At 63.4% G+C, this 17,628-nt stretch carries 13 protein-coding genes; 12 read left to right on the top strand and 1 reads right to left on the bottom strand.

Features of this window, described 5'->3' with window-relative positions:
- The first annotated feature begins 37 nt into the window (after window positions 1–37).
- From CKW13_RS02730 to CKW13_RS02715, 4 genes are all read left to right on the top strand, one after another.
- On the top strand, window positions 38–994 hold the full coding sequence (locus tag CKW13_RS02730; RefSeq protein ID WP_371856207.1) for a FecR domain-containing protein: 957 nt from the start codon (window positions 38–40) through the stop codon (window positions 992–994).
- Between the two features lie 121 nt (window positions 995–1,115).
- Window positions 1,116–3,677 (top strand): TonB-dependent receptor, encoded by a 2,562-nt coding sequence (locus tag CKW13_RS02725; RefSeq protein ID WP_095106711.1) that lies wholly within the window; start codon window positions 1,116–1,118, stop codon window positions 3,675–3,677.
- A 166-nt stretch (window positions 3,678–3,843) separates the two neighbouring features.
- The gene (locus CKW13_RS02720) at window positions 3,844–4,452 is read left to right on the top strand and encodes a biliverdin-producing heme oxygenase (protein ID WP_095106709.1); all 609 of its coding nucleotides are present in this window, start codon (window positions 3,844–3,846) and stop codon (window positions 4,450–4,452) included.
- A 127-nt stretch (window positions 4,453–4,579) separates the two neighbouring features.
- Entirely contained in the window at window positions 4,580–4,966 is a 387-nt protein-coding gene (locus tag CKW13_RS02715; protein ID WP_095106707.1) for a YbaN family protein, read from the top strand.
- 125 nt (window positions 4,967–5,091) lie between these two features.
- Here the strand turns inward: CKW13_RS02715 and arcD (CKW13_RS02710) are convergent, their stop codons facing one another.
- Entirely contained in the window at window positions 5,092–6,519 is a 1,428-nt protein-coding gene (gene arcD, locus CKW13_RS02710) for an arginine-ornithine antiporter (RefSeq protein ID WP_095106705.1), read from the bottom strand.
- Window positions 6,520–6,961: 442 nt separating this feature from the next.
- On the opposite strand from arcD (CKW13_RS02710), the gene arcD (CKW13_RS02705) reads away from it, so the two are divergent.
- The 8 genes from arcD (CKW13_RS02705) to gcvP all read left to right on the top strand — a co-directional run bounded on the left by arcD (CKW13_RS02705) (window position 6,962) and on the right by gcvP (window position 17,538).
- The gene (arcD, locus tag CKW13_RS02705; RefSeq protein WP_095106703.1) at window positions 6,962–8,389 is read left to right on the top strand and encodes an arginine-ornithine antiporter; all 1,428 of its coding nucleotides are present in this window, start codon (window positions 6,962–6,964) and stop codon (window positions 8,387–8,389) included.
- A gap of 33 nt (window positions 8,390–8,422) precedes the next feature.
- Window positions 8,423–9,679 carry an arginine deiminase gene (gene arcA, locus CKW13_RS02700; protein ID WP_095106701.1) on the top strand — a complete coding sequence of 419 codons (1,257 nt, stop codon included), beginning with the start codon at window positions 8,423–8,425 and terminating at the stop codon, window positions 9,677–9,679.
- Window positions 9,680–9,761: 82 nt separating this feature from the next.
- On the top strand, window positions 9,762–10,772 hold the full coding sequence (locus CKW13_RS02695) for an ornithine carbamoyltransferase (protein WP_095106699.1): 1,011 nt from the start codon (window positions 9,762–9,764) through the stop codon (window positions 10,770–10,772).
- 160 nt (window positions 10,773–10,932) lie between these two features.
- Window positions 10,933–11,862 (top strand): carbamate kinase, encoded by a 930-nt coding sequence (arcC, locus tag CKW13_RS02690; RefSeq protein ID WP_095106698.1) that lies wholly within the window; start codon window positions 10,933–10,935, stop codon window positions 11,860–11,862.
- A gap of 56 nt (window positions 11,863–11,918) precedes the next feature.
- Complete coding sequence (locus CKW13_RS02685) at window positions 11,919–12,293, top strand: DUF5064 family protein (protein WP_095106697.1); 375 nt, start codon at window positions 11,919–11,921, stop codon at window positions 12,291–12,293.
- Window positions 12,294–12,459: 166 nt separating this feature from the next.
- Window positions 12,460–13,968: a sigma-54-dependent transcriptional regulator gene (locus tag CKW13_RS02680; protein WP_095106695.1), complete on the top strand. Its 1,509-nt coding sequence runs from the start codon at window positions 12,460–12,462 to the stop codon at window positions 13,966–13,968.
- 322 nt (window positions 13,969–14,290) lie between these two features.
- The gene (gene gcvH, locus CKW13_RS02675; protein WP_095106694.1) at window positions 14,291–14,674 is read left to right on the top strand and encodes a glycine cleavage system protein GcvH; all 384 of its coding nucleotides are present in this window, start codon (window positions 14,291–14,293) and stop codon (window positions 14,672–14,674) included.
- An 11-nt stretch (window positions 14,675–14,685) separates the two neighbouring features.
- A complete protein-coding gene (gcvP, locus tag CKW13_RS02670) occupies window positions 14,686–17,538 on the top strand; it encodes an aminomethyl-transferring glycine dehydrogenase (RefSeq protein WP_095106693.1) in 2,853 nt (950 codons plus the stop codon).
- Window positions 17,539–17,628: the final 90 nt, after the last annotated feature.

Genomic DNA, 17,628 nt, shown 5'->3' with positions numbered 1-17,628 from the left:
AAAAACCAGCCGTGCGCAGACACTGCCAAGGACCCCCGTGATGGACACCAACCAATCGCCCCCCGCGCCGGACACTGCCAGCGCAAGCGCCATGGACCAGGCCCTGGACTGGCTGATCGTGATGCAAAGCCCCAGCGAGGCACAAACCCGCCAGTTCCACGCCTGGCTCGCCGTCCCCGCCAACGCCCAGGCCTTCGCCCGCGCGCAGGCGATCTGGGACGGCCCGCAGGTGGCGCACTGCGCGCAAACCTTGAGCGCCAAACAAAAAGTCACCGGCCTGCGGCGCCTGCGCCCGCACTGGAAACCCCTGGCCACCGCCGCCGTGTTGCTGGTCGGCCTGTTCAGTTTCAGCAACCTGCCCCTGCGCCTGCAGGCCGATCACCTGACCGTAGTCGGCGAGCGCCAGCGCGTGCAATTGGCGGACGGTTCCCAGGTGCTGCTCAACACCAATTCGGCGTTCTCCAGCACCATCGACGAGCGTCAGCGCGTCGCCCGCCTCTATCAGGGCGAAGCCTTTTTCGAGATCGCCGCCAACCGAGCCCAACCCCTGGAAATCAGTGCCGGCCCGGTGCGCGCCAGCGTGCGCGACACTGCGTTCGCCGTGCGTTACCTGGACGGCGAAGCCCAGGTGCGAGTGCAGCGCGGCGACGTTGACCTGCGCAACGACTACAACGACGCGCGCATCCGCCTCAGTGCCGGGCAAAGCATCCGTATCGGCCCCAAGGGCTTCGACGCCCCCGCCATGCTCGACCAGGACAAAGACCTGGCCTGGGTCCAAGGCCGGTTGGTGTTCGAGAACTGCCCGATGAGCCAGGTGTTGGCCGAACTGCGCCGCTATTACCCCGGTTTTATCGTCAACAACAACCCGCGGCTGGCCGACGTCGCCGTGACCGGCAACTACCGCCTCGACCAGCCCCTGGACGTGGTGCGTTCCCTGGCCCACATCACCTCTGCGCGCCTGCGCGAGTTCCCGGCGCTGGTCATCATCAACTGATCGGCAATTATTTTTACGCGATCGCGCGCGGTGATACGTCTCGTTATAGCCAATGCAATTGATTCGCATTTTGCGTGTGAATTTGCCACCTATAAGATTCGTGCGACACGGAGCGCTTTCGATGTCCTCTTCACCTTCACGCCTACACAACTGCACCCTGTCCCTGCTCACCGCCGCCCTCCTGCTGGCCGGCGCCCAGGCCACCCCCGTGCTGGCCGCCACTGCGGCGCAACCGCCGGCGCGCAACCTGGGCGACTACAGCTTCGCCATCGCCCAGCAACCGCTGGTCTCGGCCCTTAACGCCTTCACTGCGGTCACCGGGTGGCAAGTCGGCCTGCCGGCGGAACTGGGCGCCGGCGTCGCCTCCCCCGGCGTGCGCGGTTCCCTGCCCCCGGAAAAGGCCCTGGAACGCCTGCTGGCTGGCACCAACCTGGCGTACCGCAAACTAGGCAACAACAGCATCGTCCTGGAGCGGCGCACCAGCAGCACCTTGACCCTGCAACAGATGACCATCAGCGCCACCCGCCAGGAACAGAGCATCGACAGCGTGCCCAGCACCGTCACCGTGCATGAACGCCAGGACCTGGACCGCCAGAACGTCAATACCATCAAGGAACTGGTGCGCTACGAGCCGGGCGTCTCGGTGGGCGGTGCGGGCCAGCGCGGCGGCATCAGCGGCTACAACATCCGTGGCATCGACGGCGACCGCGTCCTGACCCAAGTGGACGGGGTCGAAGTGCCGGACGGTTTCTTCAACGGCCCCTACGCCAAGACCCAACGCAACTACGTCGACCCGGAAATCGTCAAGCGCGTGGAGATCCTGCGCGGCCCGGCCTCGGTGCTGCACGGCAGCAGCGCCATTGGCGGTGTGGTCAGCTACTTCACCCTCGACCCGGACGACATCATCAAGCCCGGCAAAGATGTCGGCGCCCGCCTCAAGACCGGCTACAGCTCGGCCGACGAGAGCTGGCTCAAATCCGGCACCGTGGCCGGGCGCGCCGAGCAGTTCGACGCCCTGCTGCACTTCAGCCAGCGCGACGGCCACGAGACTGACTCCTACGGCACGAACAATGGCACCGGCCTGGACCGCACCGCCGCCAACCCCGAAGACGCCCGCACCACCAACGTGCTGGCCAAGCTGGGCTGGAACTACGCCGACGACGCACGCCTGGGCCTGACCTACGAAAAATACAAGGACGACCGCGACACCAACCAAAAGAGCGCGGTCGGCGGGCCGTTCGACAAAGGCAACGGGCAGAACATGTACCGCTCACGTGTGGGCAACGACACCGTCAGCCGCGAGCGTTTCGGCCTGGAGAACAGCTTCGCCCTCGACAGCCTGGTGGCCGACCACGTCAAGTGGAGCCTCAACTATCAGGTCGCCAAGACCGGCCAGACCACCCTGGAACACTACGTGCCCTTCGTGCGGGACGTGATGCGCGAGCGCGAAACCCGCTACGAGCAAAAGCAGTGGGTGATCGACGCCCAGGCCGACAAGGCCTTCAGCGTGGGTGAAACCGACCACCTGCTGACCTACGGCGCCACCCTCAAGCAGGAAAAAGTCACCGGTTCGCGGCGCGGCTCGGGCACCTGCCTCAAGGCCGGCATGCGCTGCACCGGGCCGGGTGCCGACAGCCCCGCCGATCGCCTGAAAAAGGCCAGCGACTTCCCGGACCCAACCATCAACAGCTATGCCCTGTTCGCCCAGGACGAAATCACCTGGAACCGCTGGAGCTTCCTGCCCGGCCTGCGCTATGACTACACCCAGCTCAAGCCGCACCTGACCCAGGCCTTCATCGACACCGTCAATGCCGACGGCAAAGGCACTGTCAATGGCGACAACAAGACCTGGGAACGCCTGTCGCCCAAGTTCGGCCTGACCTACGCCCTGAGCGACCAATACACCTGGTACGGCCAGTACGCCGAAGGCTTCCGCACCCCCTCGGCCAAAGCCTTGTACGGGCGCTTCCAGAACACCGCCGAAGGCTATGTGGTCGAGCCCAACCCGGACCTGGAACCGGAAAAAAGCCGTGGCCTGGAAACCGGCCTGCGCGGGCGCTTCGACGCCGGCACCTTCGACGTGGCGGTGTTCTATAACAAGTACCGCGACTTCATCAACGAAGACGCGATCAAGCCCGGCTACACCGAGCAGACCTTCAAGGCCAACAACATCAAGCACGCCACCATCAAGGGCATCGAGGCCAAGGGCCGCCTGCAACTGGACACCTTCGGCGCGCCGCAGGGCCTCTACACCCAGGGTTCGGTGACCTACCTGTACGGGCGCAACAACGACAACGGCCAACCGCTCAACAGCATCAACCCGCTGACCGGTGTCTTCGGCCTGGGCTACGACCAGGACAACTACGGCGCCGTGCTCAACTGGACGGTGGTACGGGCAAAAAACCGCGTGGACGACGAGTCGTTCAAATCCCCGGACGGCATCAACCAGCAGTTCAAGACCCCGGGCTTCGGCATCCTCGACCTGAGCGGGTTCTACAAGGTCACCGACGACCTCACCGTCAGCGCCGGCCTGTACAACCTCACCGACAAGAAATACTGGCTGTGGGATGACGTACGCGGCTTCGACGCCAGTGGCGAAGCCGAGGTACTGGCCCCGGCCAACCTCGATCGCCTGAGCCAACCGGGCCGCAACTTCGCCATCAACCTGGCGTGGGATATCTGATTGCCTGACGGCCTGTAGGGGGGAGCCTGCTTTCACAGGCAATGCCACAGGATGTGGCATTGCGCCTCCTGCCTGTTTTTTTACCGGCCACAGTGAGGATTTTTTACTGTGTTCCGTCTTCTGGTACGTCTAGTTAGATAGTGCATCTCATTCTCAAGGATTCCCCATGACTGCCCCGCACAATGCCTCGCGTCCCACCCTGCGTTCCCAGCGCCTGAACCAGATCACCCACGAGCCCCATTCCAAGCTCGATGCCCTGGTCAAGGCCCACGCACCGTTCGAGACCCCGGCCAATTTCGCCCGTTTCGTCGTTGCTCAGTACCTGTTCCAGTCCGAACTGGTGGCGCTGTACAACGACCCGCAACTGATCGCCATCGTCCCGGACCTGGCCGCCCGCTGCCGCGCCGAAGAGGCCAAGGCCGACCTCGCCGACCTCAACACCGACGTGCCCGCCCCCGTGGCCGGTGCCGTGCACAACCCAAGCAAGGCCGAAGCCCTGGGCTGGATCTTCGTTTCCGAAGGTTCCAAGCTCGGCGCCGCGTTCCTTATCAAGCGCGCCGTGGCCCTGGGCATGAGCGAAACCTTCGGCGCCCGCCACCTCGGCGAGCCGGCCGGTGGCCGTGCCGAGGGCTGGAAGAGCTTCACCCACATCCTCGATGAGCTGGAGCTGAGCCCGGAAGAAGAAGCCCTGGCCAACAAAGGTGCGCTGGCCGCCTTCAACCGCTTCACCGTGCTGCTGGAACAGGCTTACGCCAGCGCCCCTGAACTGGCCTGATGCCCACTGTGGTAACGGGCCCGCCCGCGATAGCGACTCATCTGCCAGCCGCCCTGTTGGCTGGGCCACCGCCATCGCGGGCACGCCGGCGCCCACAGGGGAATCAGGACGCACCCTGCGCTTATTTATGACCCCACCCACCTCAAAACTCGCCCGCCTCCTCTTCGGGGTGCTGGCCTACGTCAGCCTGGGCATCGGCCTGCTCGCCATTGTCGTGCCCGGCCTGCCGACCACCGAGTTCATCCTGCTGGCAGCCTGGGCCGCGACCAAGAGCTCGCCGCGCCTGAGTGCCTGGCTGGAAAACCATCGCCTGTTCGGCCCGATCCTGAGCAACTGGCGCAACGGTAGGATCGTCGCGCGCCGGGCCAAGGTCAGCGCCACCCTGAGCATGCTGCTGTGCGCGGTACTGATGCTGGTGATGCTCGACCACGGCTGGCCGATCTACCTGGCCATCGCGGGCATGGGCCTGGGCAACCTGTGGATCTGGTCGCGGCCTGAATCGGTGGCGTGTTGAGTCAGATAGGCAGCTATCGCGAGCAGGCTCGCTCCCACAGGGGAAAAATGAACATTGCACCCGCACCACCGTTCAACTCTGGGAGCGGGCCCTGCCCGCGATGCCCCCCACCCGGCACCACTGCCTCACAACGACAACACGCCGCTATAAAGCCCATACGCCGCCAACCCCGCCCCGGCCAGCACGCAGGCAAAAATCCCCTTCTCTACCGTGGTAAACAGCGGCTCGCCCTGTTCGCGCTTGGCCTTGGCGAACAGGATCACGCCCGGCGCATACAGCAGGGCTGAGAGCAGCAGGTACTTCACCCCACCGGCGTACAACAGCCACACCGCGTAGCTCAAGGCCACGCCACCGACGAACAGGTCCTTGAGGCGCTGGCCCGAGGCTTCTTCGTAGGTTTCGCCGCGCCCGCTGAGCAGCACCGCGTAGGCCGCCGACCACAGGTAGGGCACCAGGATCATCGACGACGCCAAGTAGATCAGGCTGGTGTAGGTGCCCGCCGAGACCAGGGTAATCACCAGGAAAATCTGGATCATCGCGTTGGTCAGCCACAACGCGTTGGCCGGTACGTGGTTGGCGTTTTCCTTTTTCAGGAACGCCGGCATGGTGTTGTCGCGGGCGGTGGCGAAGAGAATCTCGGCGCACAACAGCGCCCAGGACAACAGCGCGCCCAGCAGCGACACCGCCAGGCCAATGCTTATAAGCAGCGCCCCCCAGGGCCCGACGATGTGTTCCAGCACCGCCGCCAGGGACGGGTTTTGCAGGTTGGCCAGTTCCGGCTGGCTCATGATCCCCAACGACAGCACGTTGACCAGCACCAGCAGCGCCAGCACCCCGACAAAACCGATGACCGTGGCGCGGCCCACGTCCGAGCGTTTTTCGGCGCGGGCCGAGTACACGCTGGCACCTTCGATGCCGATGAACACGAACACCGTGACCAGCATCATGTTGCGCACCTGGTCCATCACGCTGCCGAAATTGGGGTTGCTGGTGCCCCAGATGTCACGGGTGAAAATCTCGGCCTTGAACGCCACGGCGGCGATCACGATGAACATCACCAGGGGCACGATCTTGGCCACGGTGGTCAGTTGGTTGATGAACGCCGCCTCCTTGATCCCCCGCAGCACCAGAAAATGCACGGCCCACAGCAGCACCGAGGCGCAGCCGATGGCGATCGGCGTGTTGCCCTGGCCGAACACCGGAAAGAAGTAGCCCAGGGTGCTGAACAGCAAAACGAAGTAGCCGACGTTGCCCATCCAGGCACTGATCCAGTAGCCCCAGGCCGAGGAAAAGCCCATGTAATCGCCAAAACCGGCCTTGGCATAGGCGTAAACCCCGGAGTCAAGTTCAGGCTTGCGGTTGGCCAGGGTCTGGAATACGAAGGCCAGGGTGAGCATGCCCACGGCAGTGATCGCCCAGCCGATCAGCACCGCCCCGGCGTCCGCCCGGGCCGCCATGTTCTGGGGCAATGAAAAGATCCCGCCGCCAATCATCGAACCCACTACCAGTGCAATCAGCGCACTGAGTCGAAGCTTTTGTGCCGGTTGGGACATCCTGACCTCTGTCTGAAAATGGCTGAAGGCGAAAATACCTTAGCAGCCTTCATGAACTAAATATCGTCACACTAATAGCGTTTATTAGATAACGCCGACTGCCACCGCTTATTTAGAACAAAAGGGTCTATGAATTGTTCTACAGTTTTCAAAAATGTGGGCTACTCGCGATAAATGACGGACAAAAGAAAAAGCCTCTGGAAAAGTTTGCACATTAGGAAAAAGGGTCTAAGTTCAACTCGCACGGCAATAGGATCCATTCCTGTTTTATCGTTGCCGAGGCCTCTGCAAAAGGCTTCTCGGGTACGCGATGGTATACCCGCAATAGCACCTAACTCCCTAATTCACAATGGAATGTACCAATGCACTGATCTAAGTCAGTTGTTTGAAATAGCGCTGGATCTACGCTGTAGCCTCTCTTCTCCCGCATTGGAGTCATGCAATGTCAGAATCTCCCGGAAAACTTCGATTAGGCGCCTTAGTGGCACTTGTAGTCGGCTCGATGATTGGCGGCGGGATCTTTTCACTGCCCCAGAACATGGCCGCCAGTGCCGATGTGGGCGCAGTACTAATTGGCTGGGTTATTACCGCCATCGGTATGTTGACCCTGGCCTTCGTGTTCCAGACCCTGGCCAACCGCAAACCCGACCTCGATGGCGGCGTATACGCCTACGCCAAGGCCGGTTTTGGCGACTACATGGGCTTCTCCTCGGCTTGGGGCTACTGGATCAGCGCCTGGCTGGGCAACGTCGGCTACTTCGTCCTCTTGTTCAGCACCCTGGGCTACTTCTTCCCGATATTTGGCGAGGGCAACACCCCGGCGGCGGTCATCGGCGCTTCGGTATTGCTGTGGGCCGTGCACTTTCTGGTGCTGCGCGGCATCCGCGAGGCGGCGTTCATCAACCTGGTGACCACCGTCGCCAAGATCGTGCCGCTGGTGCTGTTCGTGTTGATCGCGGTGTTCGCGTTCAAGCTGGAAATCTTCACCGCTGACATCTGGGGCGTGAAAAACCCGGACCTGGGCAGCGTGATGAACCAGGTGCGCAACATGATGCTGGTCACCGTATGGGTGTTCATCGGCATCGAAGGCGCGAGCATCTTCTCATCGCGGGCGGAAAAACGTTCGGACGTGGGCAAGGCCACTGTGATCGGCTTCATCACCGTGCTGCTGTTCCTGATGCTGGTGAACGTGCTGTCGCTGGGCATCATGACCCAACCGGAGCTGGCCAAGCTGCAGAACCCGTCGATGGCCGCCGTGCTGGAGCACGTGGTCGGGCATTGGGGTGCGGTACTGATTAGCGTGGGCCTGATCGTCTCGCTGCTCGGTGCACTGCTGTCCTGGGTGCTGTTGTGTGCAGAGATCATGTTCTCCGCCGCCAAAGACCACACCATGCCGGAGTTCCTGCGCCGCGAGAACGCCAACCACGTGCCGGCCAACGCCCTGTGGCTGACCAACGCCATGGTGCAGATCTTCCTGGTCATCACCCTGTTCTCGGCCAGTACCTACCTGTCGCTGATCTACCTCGCCACTTCGATGATCCTGGTGCCTTACCTGTGGTCGGCGGCCTATGCGGTGTTGCTGGCGGTACGCGGCGAGACCTATGAAAAAGCCCTGGCCGAGCGCAAGAAAGACCTGATTATCGGCTCCATCGCCCTGATCTACGCGGTCTGGCTGCTGTATGCCGGCGGCGTGAAATACCTGCTGCTCTCCGCCCTGCTGTATGCCCCTGGCGTGATCCTGTTCGCCAAGGCCAAGCATGAGCTGGGCAAACCGATTTTCACCTCTGTCGAGAAGCTGATTTTCGCCGCAGTGGTCATTGGCGCCCTGGTGGCGGCCTATGGGCTCTACGACGGCTTCCTGACTTTGTAAGTAAGTAATCTCTTGTTAACTGGAGGATCTGTAATGACCACGGAAAAAGTTAAGTACGGCGTACATTCCGAAGCCGGCAAACTGCGCAAAGTCATGGTGTGTTCCCCAGGTTTGGCCCACCAACGCCTGACCCCCAACAACTGCGACGAACTGCTGTTCGACGACGTGCTGTGGGTGGCCCAGGCCAAGCGCGACCACTTCGATTTCGTCACCAAGATGCGTGAACGCGATATCGACGTGCTGGAAATGCACAACCTATTGACCGACATCGTCGCCATCCCCGAAGCCCTGGACTGGATCCTGGAGCGCAAGATCACCGCCAACCAGGTTGGCCTGGGCCTGGTCAACGAAGTCAGCTCCTGGCTGCGCAGCCTGGAGCCGCGCAAAGTCGCCGAGTTCCTGATCGGCGGCGTATCGGCCGATGACCTGCCCAACAGCTTCGGTGGCAAAACCATCGAGATGTTCCGCGACTTCCTCGGCCACACCAGCTTCATCCTGCCGCCGCTGCCCAACACCCAGTTCACCCGCGACACCACGTGCTGGATCTACGGCGGGGTGACCCTCAACCCGATGTACTGGCCGGCCCGCCGCCAGGAAACCCTGCTGGCCAGCGCCATCTACAAGTTCCACCCGGAATTCACCAACGCCGACTTCCAGATCTGGTACGGCGACCCGGACCAGGAACACGGCAACGCCACGCTCGAAGGCGGCGACGTGATGCCCATTGGCAACGGCGTGGTCCTGATCGGCATGGGCGAGCGCTCTTCGCGCCAGGCCATCGGCCAACTGGCGCTGAACCTGTTCAAGAACAAAGCCGTGGAACGGGTGATCGTCGCCGGCCTGCCAAAATCGCGCGCCGCGATGCACCTGGACACCGTGTTCAGCTTCTGCGACCGCGACCTGGTCACCATCTTCCCCGAAGTGGTCAGCCAGATCGTCGCCTTCAGCCTGCGCCCCGATGAAAGCAAACCCGGTGGCATCGACGTGCGACGTGAAGACGCAAGCTTCCTCGACACCGTGGCCCAAGCCCTGAACCTCAAGGCCCTGCGCGTGGTCGAGACCGGTGGCAACAGCTTCGCCGCCGAACGCGAACAGTGGGATGACGGCAACAACGTGGTGGCCCTGGAGCCAGGCGTGGTGATCGGCTATGACCGCAACACCTACACCAACACCCTGCTGCGCAAAGCGGGCGTGGAAGTCATCACCATCAGCGCCGGCGAACTGGGCCGTGGCCGTGGCGGCGGCCACTGCATGACCTGCCCGATCATCCGCGACCCGATTGACTATTAATTAACCACTGACTCTGCCTGCTTGCCGCTGCCCCCACGAAGGGCCTCGGCAAGTGGATGACCTAAACCCAAGGAGAATCCTCATGGCGTTCAACATTCATAACCGCAACCTGCTGAGCCTGGAACACCACACCCCTCGCGAGTTGCGCTACCTGCTGGACCTGTCCCGCGACCTCAAACGCGCCAAGTACACCGGCACCGAGCAACAACACCTCAAAGGCAACAACATCGCGCTGATCTTCGAGAAAACCTCGACCCGCACCCGATGTGCCTTCGAAGTGGCCGCCTATGACCAAGGCGCCAACGTCACCTACATCGACCCGAACTCCTCGCAGATCGGCCACAAAGAAAGCATGAAGGACACCGCCCGCGTACTGGGGCGCATGTACGACGCCATCGAATACCGTGGCTTCAAGCAAGAAATCGTCGAAGAACTGGCCAAGTTCGCCGGCGTTCCCGTGTTCAACGGCCTGACCGACGAATACCACCCCACCCAGATGATCGCCGACGTGCTGACCATGCGGGAGCACGCCGACAAGCCGATCCACGACATCAGCTACGCCTACCTGGGCGACGCCCGCAACAACATGGGCAACTCGCTGCTGCTGGTGGGTTCCAAACTGGGCATGGACGTGCGCATCTGCGCGCCAAAAGCCCTGTGGCCGGCCGAAGACCTGGTGGAACGCTGCAAAAAATACGCAGAAGAAAGCGGTGCCCGCATCACCCTGACTGAAGACCCGAAAGCCGCGGTCAAGGGCGTGGACTTCATCCACACCGACGTCTGGGTCTCCATGGGCGAGCCTGTTGAAGCCTGGGCCGAGCGCATCGAGCAACTGCTGCCCTACCAGGTCAACGCTGATCTGATGAAAGCCACCGGCAACCCGCGCACCAAGTTCATGCACTGCCTGCCGGCCTTCCACAACAGCGACACCAAAATCGGCAAGCAGATCGCCGAACAGTACCCGCACCTGGCCAACGGCATCGAAGTCACCGACGACGTGTTCGAGTCGCCCGCCTGCATCGCCTTCGAGCAAGCGGAAAACCGCATGCACACCATCAAGGCGATCCTGGTTTCGACGTTGGCTGATCTGTAAACGGCTCGTTCGGCCCACCCTGGCGCAACACCGCCAGGGTGGGAGCGAGCCCGCTCGCGATGGGGCCATGCCAGCCTTAATCCCGGTTGAATGCTCCCGCCCTATCGCGAGCAGGCTCACTCCCACACCAGCCTCGCTCCTACCTACAAGGACAACTCCCATGCGTATCGTCGTAGCCCTGGGCGGCAACGCCCTCTTGCGTCGTGGTGAACCCATGACCGCAGACAATCAACGCGCCAACATCCGCATCGCCACCGAACAAATCGCCAAGATCCACCCCGGCAACCAACTGGTAATTGCCCACGGCAACGGCCCACAAGTGGGCCTGCTGTCGTTGCAGGCTGCGGCTTACACCCAGGTTTCGCCCTACCCGCTGGACGTGCTCGGCGCCGAGACCGAAGGCATGATCGGTTACATCATCGAACAGGAACTGGGCAACCTGCTGGACTTTGAAGTGCCGTTCGCCACCCTGCTCACCCAGGTGGAAGTCGACGCCAAAGACCCGGCCTTCCAGAACCCGACCAAGCCCATCGGCCCGGTCTACAGCAAGGCCGAAGCCGAGGCCCTGGCCGCGGAAAAAGGCTGGGCCATCGCCCCCGACGGCGACAAGTTCCGCCGCGTGGTGGCCAGCCCAAAACCCAAGCGCATCTTCGAGATCCGCCCGATCAAGTGGCTGCTGGACAAGGGCAGCATCGTCATCTGCGCGGGCGGCGGCGGCATTCCGACCATGTATGGTGAAGACGGCAAGCTCAAAGGCATCGAAGCGGTGATCGACAAAGACCTGTGCTCGGCCCTGCTGGCCGAACAGCTCGAAGGTGACCTGCTGGTGATCGCCACCGACGTCAACGCCGCGTTCATCGACTTTGGCAAGCCAACGCAAAAAGCCATCGCCCAGGCCCACCCCGACGAGATCGAAAAACTCGGCTTCGCCGCCGGCTCCATGGGGCCCAAGGTGCAAGCGGCCTGCGACTTCGCGCGCAACACTGGCAAAGTCGCGGTGATCGGTTCACTGTCGGACATCGAAGCCATCGTCCAGGGCACCGCCGGCACCCGCATCAGCACGGCCACCCCGGGCATCACCTATAAATGAGTAACACCGGGCCGGCCCATCGCCGGCCCATCCCAGCCTTGTCAGGAGAGACGCCAATGGCCACGTTCGAGCCAGGTCATCTGCATATCCATCGTGCACCGCTGCAACCCGGCGATTTCGGCTACGACATCAAGATTGACTACGAAGTCGTCCAAAGCCCCAAGGATGGCGCCTCGATGCAGTTCACCATGCACGGCAACATCATCGGCAAGGACCGCGTCAGCCGCGACTTCAAGGAGCAATTCACCCTGCCCCGGGATCTGGCGTACAACTTCGCCAGCGAAGCCTTCCACATCGCCGAAAAATACGGCGTGCCCCACGAAGCCGACATCCGCTCGATGCACAACTACTACGACCGCATGTTCAGCGACGTGCAGGCACAGCTACGGGTAAAACCCGGCGACCCGGTAAAGCCTGAACATCTGGAATAAAGCCTGTGTGGGAGCGGTCTACCCCTGATGCATCAGGTGCCTGAACCACCGCCATCGCGAGCAGGCTCGCTCCCACAGTCAGTGATCGCACTCTTGGGGTTTCACCTCCCGCCCCAGCCCAAGGCATACTGGCCGCCTCCCGCCAGCCAGAAACCTCAGCCGCCCCATGCGTATCCACGTCAGCTTCATCGACCGCGTCGGTATCACCCAGGAAGTCCTGGCCCTGCTCGGCGGGCGTAATCTCAACCTGGATGCGGTGGAAATGGTGCCACCCAACGTCTACATCGACGCCCCCACCCTCAGCCCCCAGGTGCTGGATGAGCTGCGCGAGGCGCTGTTCAACGTGCGCGGCGTGCAAGCGGTGACGGTGGTCGACATCCTCCCTGGCCAGCGCCGGCATTTGCAGCTCGACGCCCTCCTCGCCGCCATGACCGACCCGGTGCTGGCCCTGGACAGCGCTGGCGTGGTGCTGCTGGCCAACCCGGCGCTGATCGCCCTGTATGGCCGCGAGCCGGCGGGGCAAAGCGTGGCGCAATTGTTCGACGACGCCAGCCTGCTCGCCAGCCTGCTGGAACAGGGCTTTCGCCTGCCGCTGCGCGAAATCACCCTCAACGGCCAGACCCTGCTGCTGGAGGCCACGCCCATCACCGACGCCGGCGCCCTGCTGACCCTGTACCCGCCCAACCGCATCGGCGAACGGCTCTCGGCCCTGCACCACGACCACGCCGAAGGCTTCGATGCGCTGCTGGGCGACTCCCCGGCGATCCGCACCCTCAAGGCCCGTGCCCAGCGAGTCGCGGCCCTCGATGCACCGCTGCTGATCCAGGGCGAAACCGGCACCGGCAAGGAACTGGTGGCCCGCGCCTGCCATGCCATCAGCACCCGCCACGGCTCGCCGTTTTTGGCCCTCAACTGCGCCGCGCTGCCGGAGAACCTGGCCGAGAGCGAACTGTTCGGCTACGCCCCCGGCGCCTTCACCGGCGCCCAGCGCGGCGGCAAACCGGGGCTGATGGAGCTGGCCAACCAGGGCACGGTGTTCCTCGACGAAATCGGCGAAATGTCGCCGTACCTGCAAGCCAAGCTGCTGCGCTTTCTCAATGACGGCAGCTTCCGCCGCGTGGGCGGCGACCGCGAGGTCAAGGTCAATGTGCGCATCCTCAGCGCCACCCACCGCGACCTGGAAAAAATGGTCAGCGAAGGCACCTTCCGCGAAGACCTGTTCTACCGCCTCAACGTACTCAACATCGAAGTGCCGCCCCTGCGCGAGCGCGGCCAGGACATCCTACTGCTGGCGCGCTACTTCATGCAGCAGGCCTGCGCGCAGATCCAGCGCCCGGTGTGCCGCCTCGCCCCGGGCACCTACCCGGCGCTGTTGGGCAACCGCTGGCCGGGCAACGTGCGGCAACTGCAAAACGTGATCTTCCGCGCCGCCGCCATCTGCGAAAGCAGCCTGGTGGACATCGGCGACCTGGACATCGCCGGCACCTCCGTGGCGCGCCAGGGCGACAGCGAGGTCGATAGCCTGGAGCAGGCCATGGAAGCCTTCGAGCGCAGCCTGCTGGAGAAGCTCTATGTCAGCTACCCTTCCACCCGGCAACTGGCCAACCGCTTGCAAACCTCCCACACCGCCATCGCCCATCGGCTGCGCAAGTATGGAATTGCCGCAAAGGGCTGATACGCGCCCGCTTGCTAAAGGGCGCAGCCAAAAACGACCTCCGCCGTACTGAAAACGCTACAGCGGAACGATATCGATACACGCCGCTTCCGTAGCCGTATCCCAAGGCTTTGATCCTCATAAACTTTTTTCTTCCCCAACAGCTGTAGCGGTTTCGCTACAGCACTGGCTTCTCGCTTATCGCCAGCGATCTCCAACCTATTGTTTTATAAGGCAATAAAACTATTGGCCGCATTCTTGCTATGGGCTTTACCCATCGGCTCGGCCCTGCACGAGCATTCAATCGGCGTCCACCAGACGATTCTGGCCCTAAGGAGTTTCCATGAGCGAGTTGCGGTTTACTGAAGATCACGAATGGCTGCGTACCGAAACCGACGGCAGCGTGACCGTTGGCATCACGCCGTTCGCCCAGGACGCGCTAGGGGACGTGGTCTACGTACAATTGCCCGAGCTGCAGCACTACGACAAAGGCGCCGAAGCCTCCACCGTCGAATCGGTCAAGGCAGCCAGCGGCGTGTACATGCCCCTGAGCGGCGAAGTGGTTGCAGTGAACGCGGCCCTGGAGGCCAACCCAGAGCTGGTCAACGAGGCCCCACAAGGCGCAGGCTGGTTCTTCCGCTTTATCCCGGCCAACGCGGGCGAGGTCGGCCAGTTGCTCGACCAGGACGCCTACGACCGCTTGATTAAAGCCAACGCCCAAGCCTGAGGAGCGCCGCCATGACTGAAGTCAACCTGAGCACCGCCAACGAATTCATCGCGCGCCACATCGGCCCGCGCCAGGGCGACGAGCAAGCCATGCTCAACAGCCTGGGCTTCGATTCCCTGGAGGCCCTGAGCGCCAGCGTGATCCCCGACAGCATCAAGGGCACCAGCGTGCTCGACCTGCCGGCCGGGCAGAGCGAAGCCGATGCCCTGGCCGCGATCAAGGCCATCGCCGCCAAGAACCAACTGTTCAAGACCTACATCGGCCAGGGCTATTACAACTGCCACACGCCGTCGCCTATCCTGCGCAACCTCCTGGAAAACCCGGCCTGGTACACCGCCTACACGCCTTATCAGCCGGAAATCTCCCAGGGCCGCCTCGAAGCGCTGCTCAACTTCCAGACCCTTATCAGCGACCTCAGCGGCCTGCCGATCGCCAACGCCTCGCTGCTGGACGAAGCCACCGCCGCCGCCGAAGCCATGACCTTCTGCAAGCGCCTGAGCAAGAACAAAAACAGCCACGCGTTTTTCGCCTCCCGCCATTGCCACCCGCAGACCCTTGACGTGTTGCGCACCCGCGCCGAGCCGCTGGGCATCGACGTGGTGGTCGGCGACGAGCGCGAATTGACCGACGTCAGCGCCTTCTTCGGCGCCTTGCTGCAATACCCGGCCAGCAACGGCGACCTGTTCGACTACCGCGCACTGACCGAACGCCTGCACGCCGCCAACGCCCTGGTGGCGGTGGCCGCCGACCTGCTGGCCCTGACCGTGCTGACCCCGCCGGGCGAATTCGGCGCCGACGTGGCCATCGGCAGCGCCCAGCGCTTTGGCGTGCCACTGGGCTTCGGTGGCCCGCACGCGGCGTACTTCGCCACCAAGGACGCCTTCAAGCGCGACATGCCGGGCCGGCTGGTGGGGGTCTCCGTGGACCGCTTCGGCAAACCGGCCCTGCGCCTGGCCATGCAAACCCGCGAGCAACATATCCGCCGCGAGAAAGCCACCAGCAACATCTGCACCGCCCAGGTGCTGCTGGCCAACATCGCCAGCATGTACGCGGTGTACCACGGCCCCCAAGGCTTGACCCAGATCGCCCAACGCATCCATCACCTGACCGCGATCCTGGCCCAAGGCCTGAGCGACCTGGGCGTGGCCGTGGAGCAAAGCGCCTTCTTCGACACCCTGAGCCTACACACCGGCACCCGCACCGCTGCCCTGCACGAACAGGCCCGCGCCATGCGTATCAACCTGCGGGTGATCGACGGCGAACGCCTGGGCCTGTCGCTGGATGAAACCACCGGCCAGGCTGACGTCGAAACCCTATGGCGCCTGTTCGCCGGCGACCAGCCGCTGCCGGGCTTCGCCACCCTCGCCGCCAGCGTGGCCAGCCGCATTCCCGGCGAGTTGCTGCGCCAGTCGCCGATCCTCAGCCACCCGGTGTTCAACCGCTACCACTCGGAAACCGAGCTGATGCGCTACCTGCGCAAACTCGCCGACAAGGACCTGGCCCTGGACCGCACCATGATCCCGCTGGGGTCGTGCACCATGAAACTCAACGCCGCCAGCGAAATGATCCCGGTGACCTGGGCCGAATTCGGCGCCCTGCACCCCTTCGCCCCCGCCGACCAGAGCGCCGGCTACCAGCAACTGACCGATGAACTGGAAACCATGCTCTGCGCGGCCACCGGTTACGACGCCATCTCGTTGCAACCCAACGCCGGCTCCCAAGGCGAATACGCCGGGCTGTTGGCGATCCGCGCCTACCACCAGAGCCGTGGCGAAGCGCGCCGCGACATCTGCCTGATCCCGTCCTCGGCCCACGGCACCAACCCGGCTACCGCCAATATGGCCGGTATGCGCGTGGTGGTCACCGCGTGCGACGAGCGCGGCAACGTGGATATCGAAGACCTGCGAGCCAAGGCCATCGAGCACCGCGAACACCTCGCCGCGCTGATGATTACCTACCCCTCCACCCACGGCGTGTTCGAGGAAGGCATCCGCGAAATCTGCGGCATCATCCACGACCACGGCGGCCAGGTGTACATCGACGGCGCCAACATGAACGCCATGGTCGGCCTCTGCGCCCCGGGCAAGTTCGGCGGCGACGTATCGCACCTGAACCTGCACAAGACCTTCTGCATCCCCCACGGCGGTGGCGGCCCGGGCGTCGGCCCAATTGGCGTCAAGGCCCACCTCACGCCGTTCTTGCCGGGCCACGCGGCCATGGCACGCAAGGAAGGCGCGGTGTGCGCGGCGCCGTTCGGCAGCGCCAGCATCCTGCCGATCACCTGGATGTACATCCGCATGATGGGCGGCGAAGGCCTCAAGCGCGCTTCGCAACTGGCGATCCTCAACGCCAACTACATTTCCCGGCGCCTGGAGGAGCACTACCCGGTGCTCTACACCGGCAGCAATGGCCTGGTGGCCCACGAATGCATCCTCGACCTGCGCCCGCTCAAGGACAGCAGCGGCATCAGCGTCGATGACGTGGCCAAGCGCCTGATCGACTTCGGTTTCCACGCCCCGACCATGTCGTTCCCGGTGGCCGGCACCTTGATGATCGAGCCCACCGAAAGCGAATCCAAACAAGAGCTGGACCGCTTCTGCGACGCCATGATCCGCATCCGCGAAGAAATCCGCGCGGTGGAAAACGGCACCCTGGACAAGGACGACAACCCCCTGAAAAACGCCCCCCACACCGCCGCGGAAATCGTCGGCGAGTGGAGCCACCCCTACAGCCGCGAACAAGCGGTGTACCCGGTGGCGTCCCTGGTGGAAGGCAAATACTGGCCACCGGTGGGGCGTGTCGATAACGTCTTCGGCGACCGCAACCTGGTGTGCGCCTGCCCCTCCATAGAAAATTACGCGTAAGGCAGCCGTAAGCGACAGGCCCCAAGCTGCACGTTAAGAGCCCACCCGCTCTGACTTGCCGCTTGAAGCCTGCCGCTAACCACTGCTCCC

This window comes from Pseudomonas sp. Irchel 3E20 (assembly GCF_900187645.1).
Lineage (GTDB): Bacteria > Pseudomonadota > Gammaproteobacteria > Pseudomonadales > Pseudomonadaceae > Aquipseudomonas.
Note: the sequence above shows the minus strand (reverse complement) of the source record. Positions and strands in the feature narration are given on the sequence as shown.

Excerpts from the sequence above, each read along its gene's own strand:
- CKW13_RS02725 (WP_095106711.1), top strand. The coding sequence starts at position 1,116 with ATGTCCTCTTCACCTTCACGCCTACACAACTGCACCCTGTCCCTGCTC.
- CKW13_RS02720 (WP_095106709.1), top strand. The coding sequence starts at position 3,844 with ATGACTGCCCCGCACAATGCCTCGCGTCCCACCCTGCGTTCCCAGCGC.
- CKW13_RS02715 (WP_095106707.1), top strand. The coding sequence starts at position 4,580 with ATGACCCCACCCACCTCAAAACTCGCCCGCCTCCTCTTCGGGGTGCTG.
- arcD (WP_095106705.1), bottom strand. The coding sequence starts at position 6,519 with ATGTCCCAACCGGCACAAAAGCTTCGACTCAGTGCGCTGATTGCACTG.
- arcD (WP_095106703.1), top strand. The coding sequence starts at position 6,962 with ATGTCAGAATCTCCCGGAAAACTTCGATTAGGCGCCTTAGTGGCACTT.
- arcA (WP_095106701.1), top strand. The coding sequence starts at position 8,423 with ATGACCACGGAAAAAGTTAAGTACGGCGTACATTCCGAAGCCGGCAAA.
- CKW13_RS02695 (WP_095106699.1), top strand. The coding sequence starts at position 9,762 with ATGGCGTTCAACATTCATAACCGCAACCTGCTGAGCCTGGAACACCAC.
- arcC (WP_095106698.1), top strand. The coding sequence starts at position 10,933 with ATGCGTATCGTCGTAGCCCTGGGCGGCAACGCCCTCTTGCGTCGTGGT.
- CKW13_RS02685 (WP_095106697.1), top strand. The coding sequence starts at position 11,919 with ATGGCCACGTTCGAGCCAGGTCATCTGCATATCCATCGTGCACCGCTG.
- CKW13_RS02680 (WP_095106695.1), top strand. The coding sequence starts at position 12,460 with ATGCGTATCCACGTCAGCTTCATCGACCGCGTCGGTATCACCCAGGAA.
- gcvH (WP_095106694.1), top strand. The coding sequence starts at position 14,291 with ATGAGCGAGTTGCGGTTTACTGAAGATCACGAATGGCTGCGTACCGAA.
- gcvP (WP_095106693.1), top strand. The coding sequence starts at position 14,686 with ATGACTGAAGTCAACCTGAGCACCGCCAACGAATTCATCGCGCGCCAC.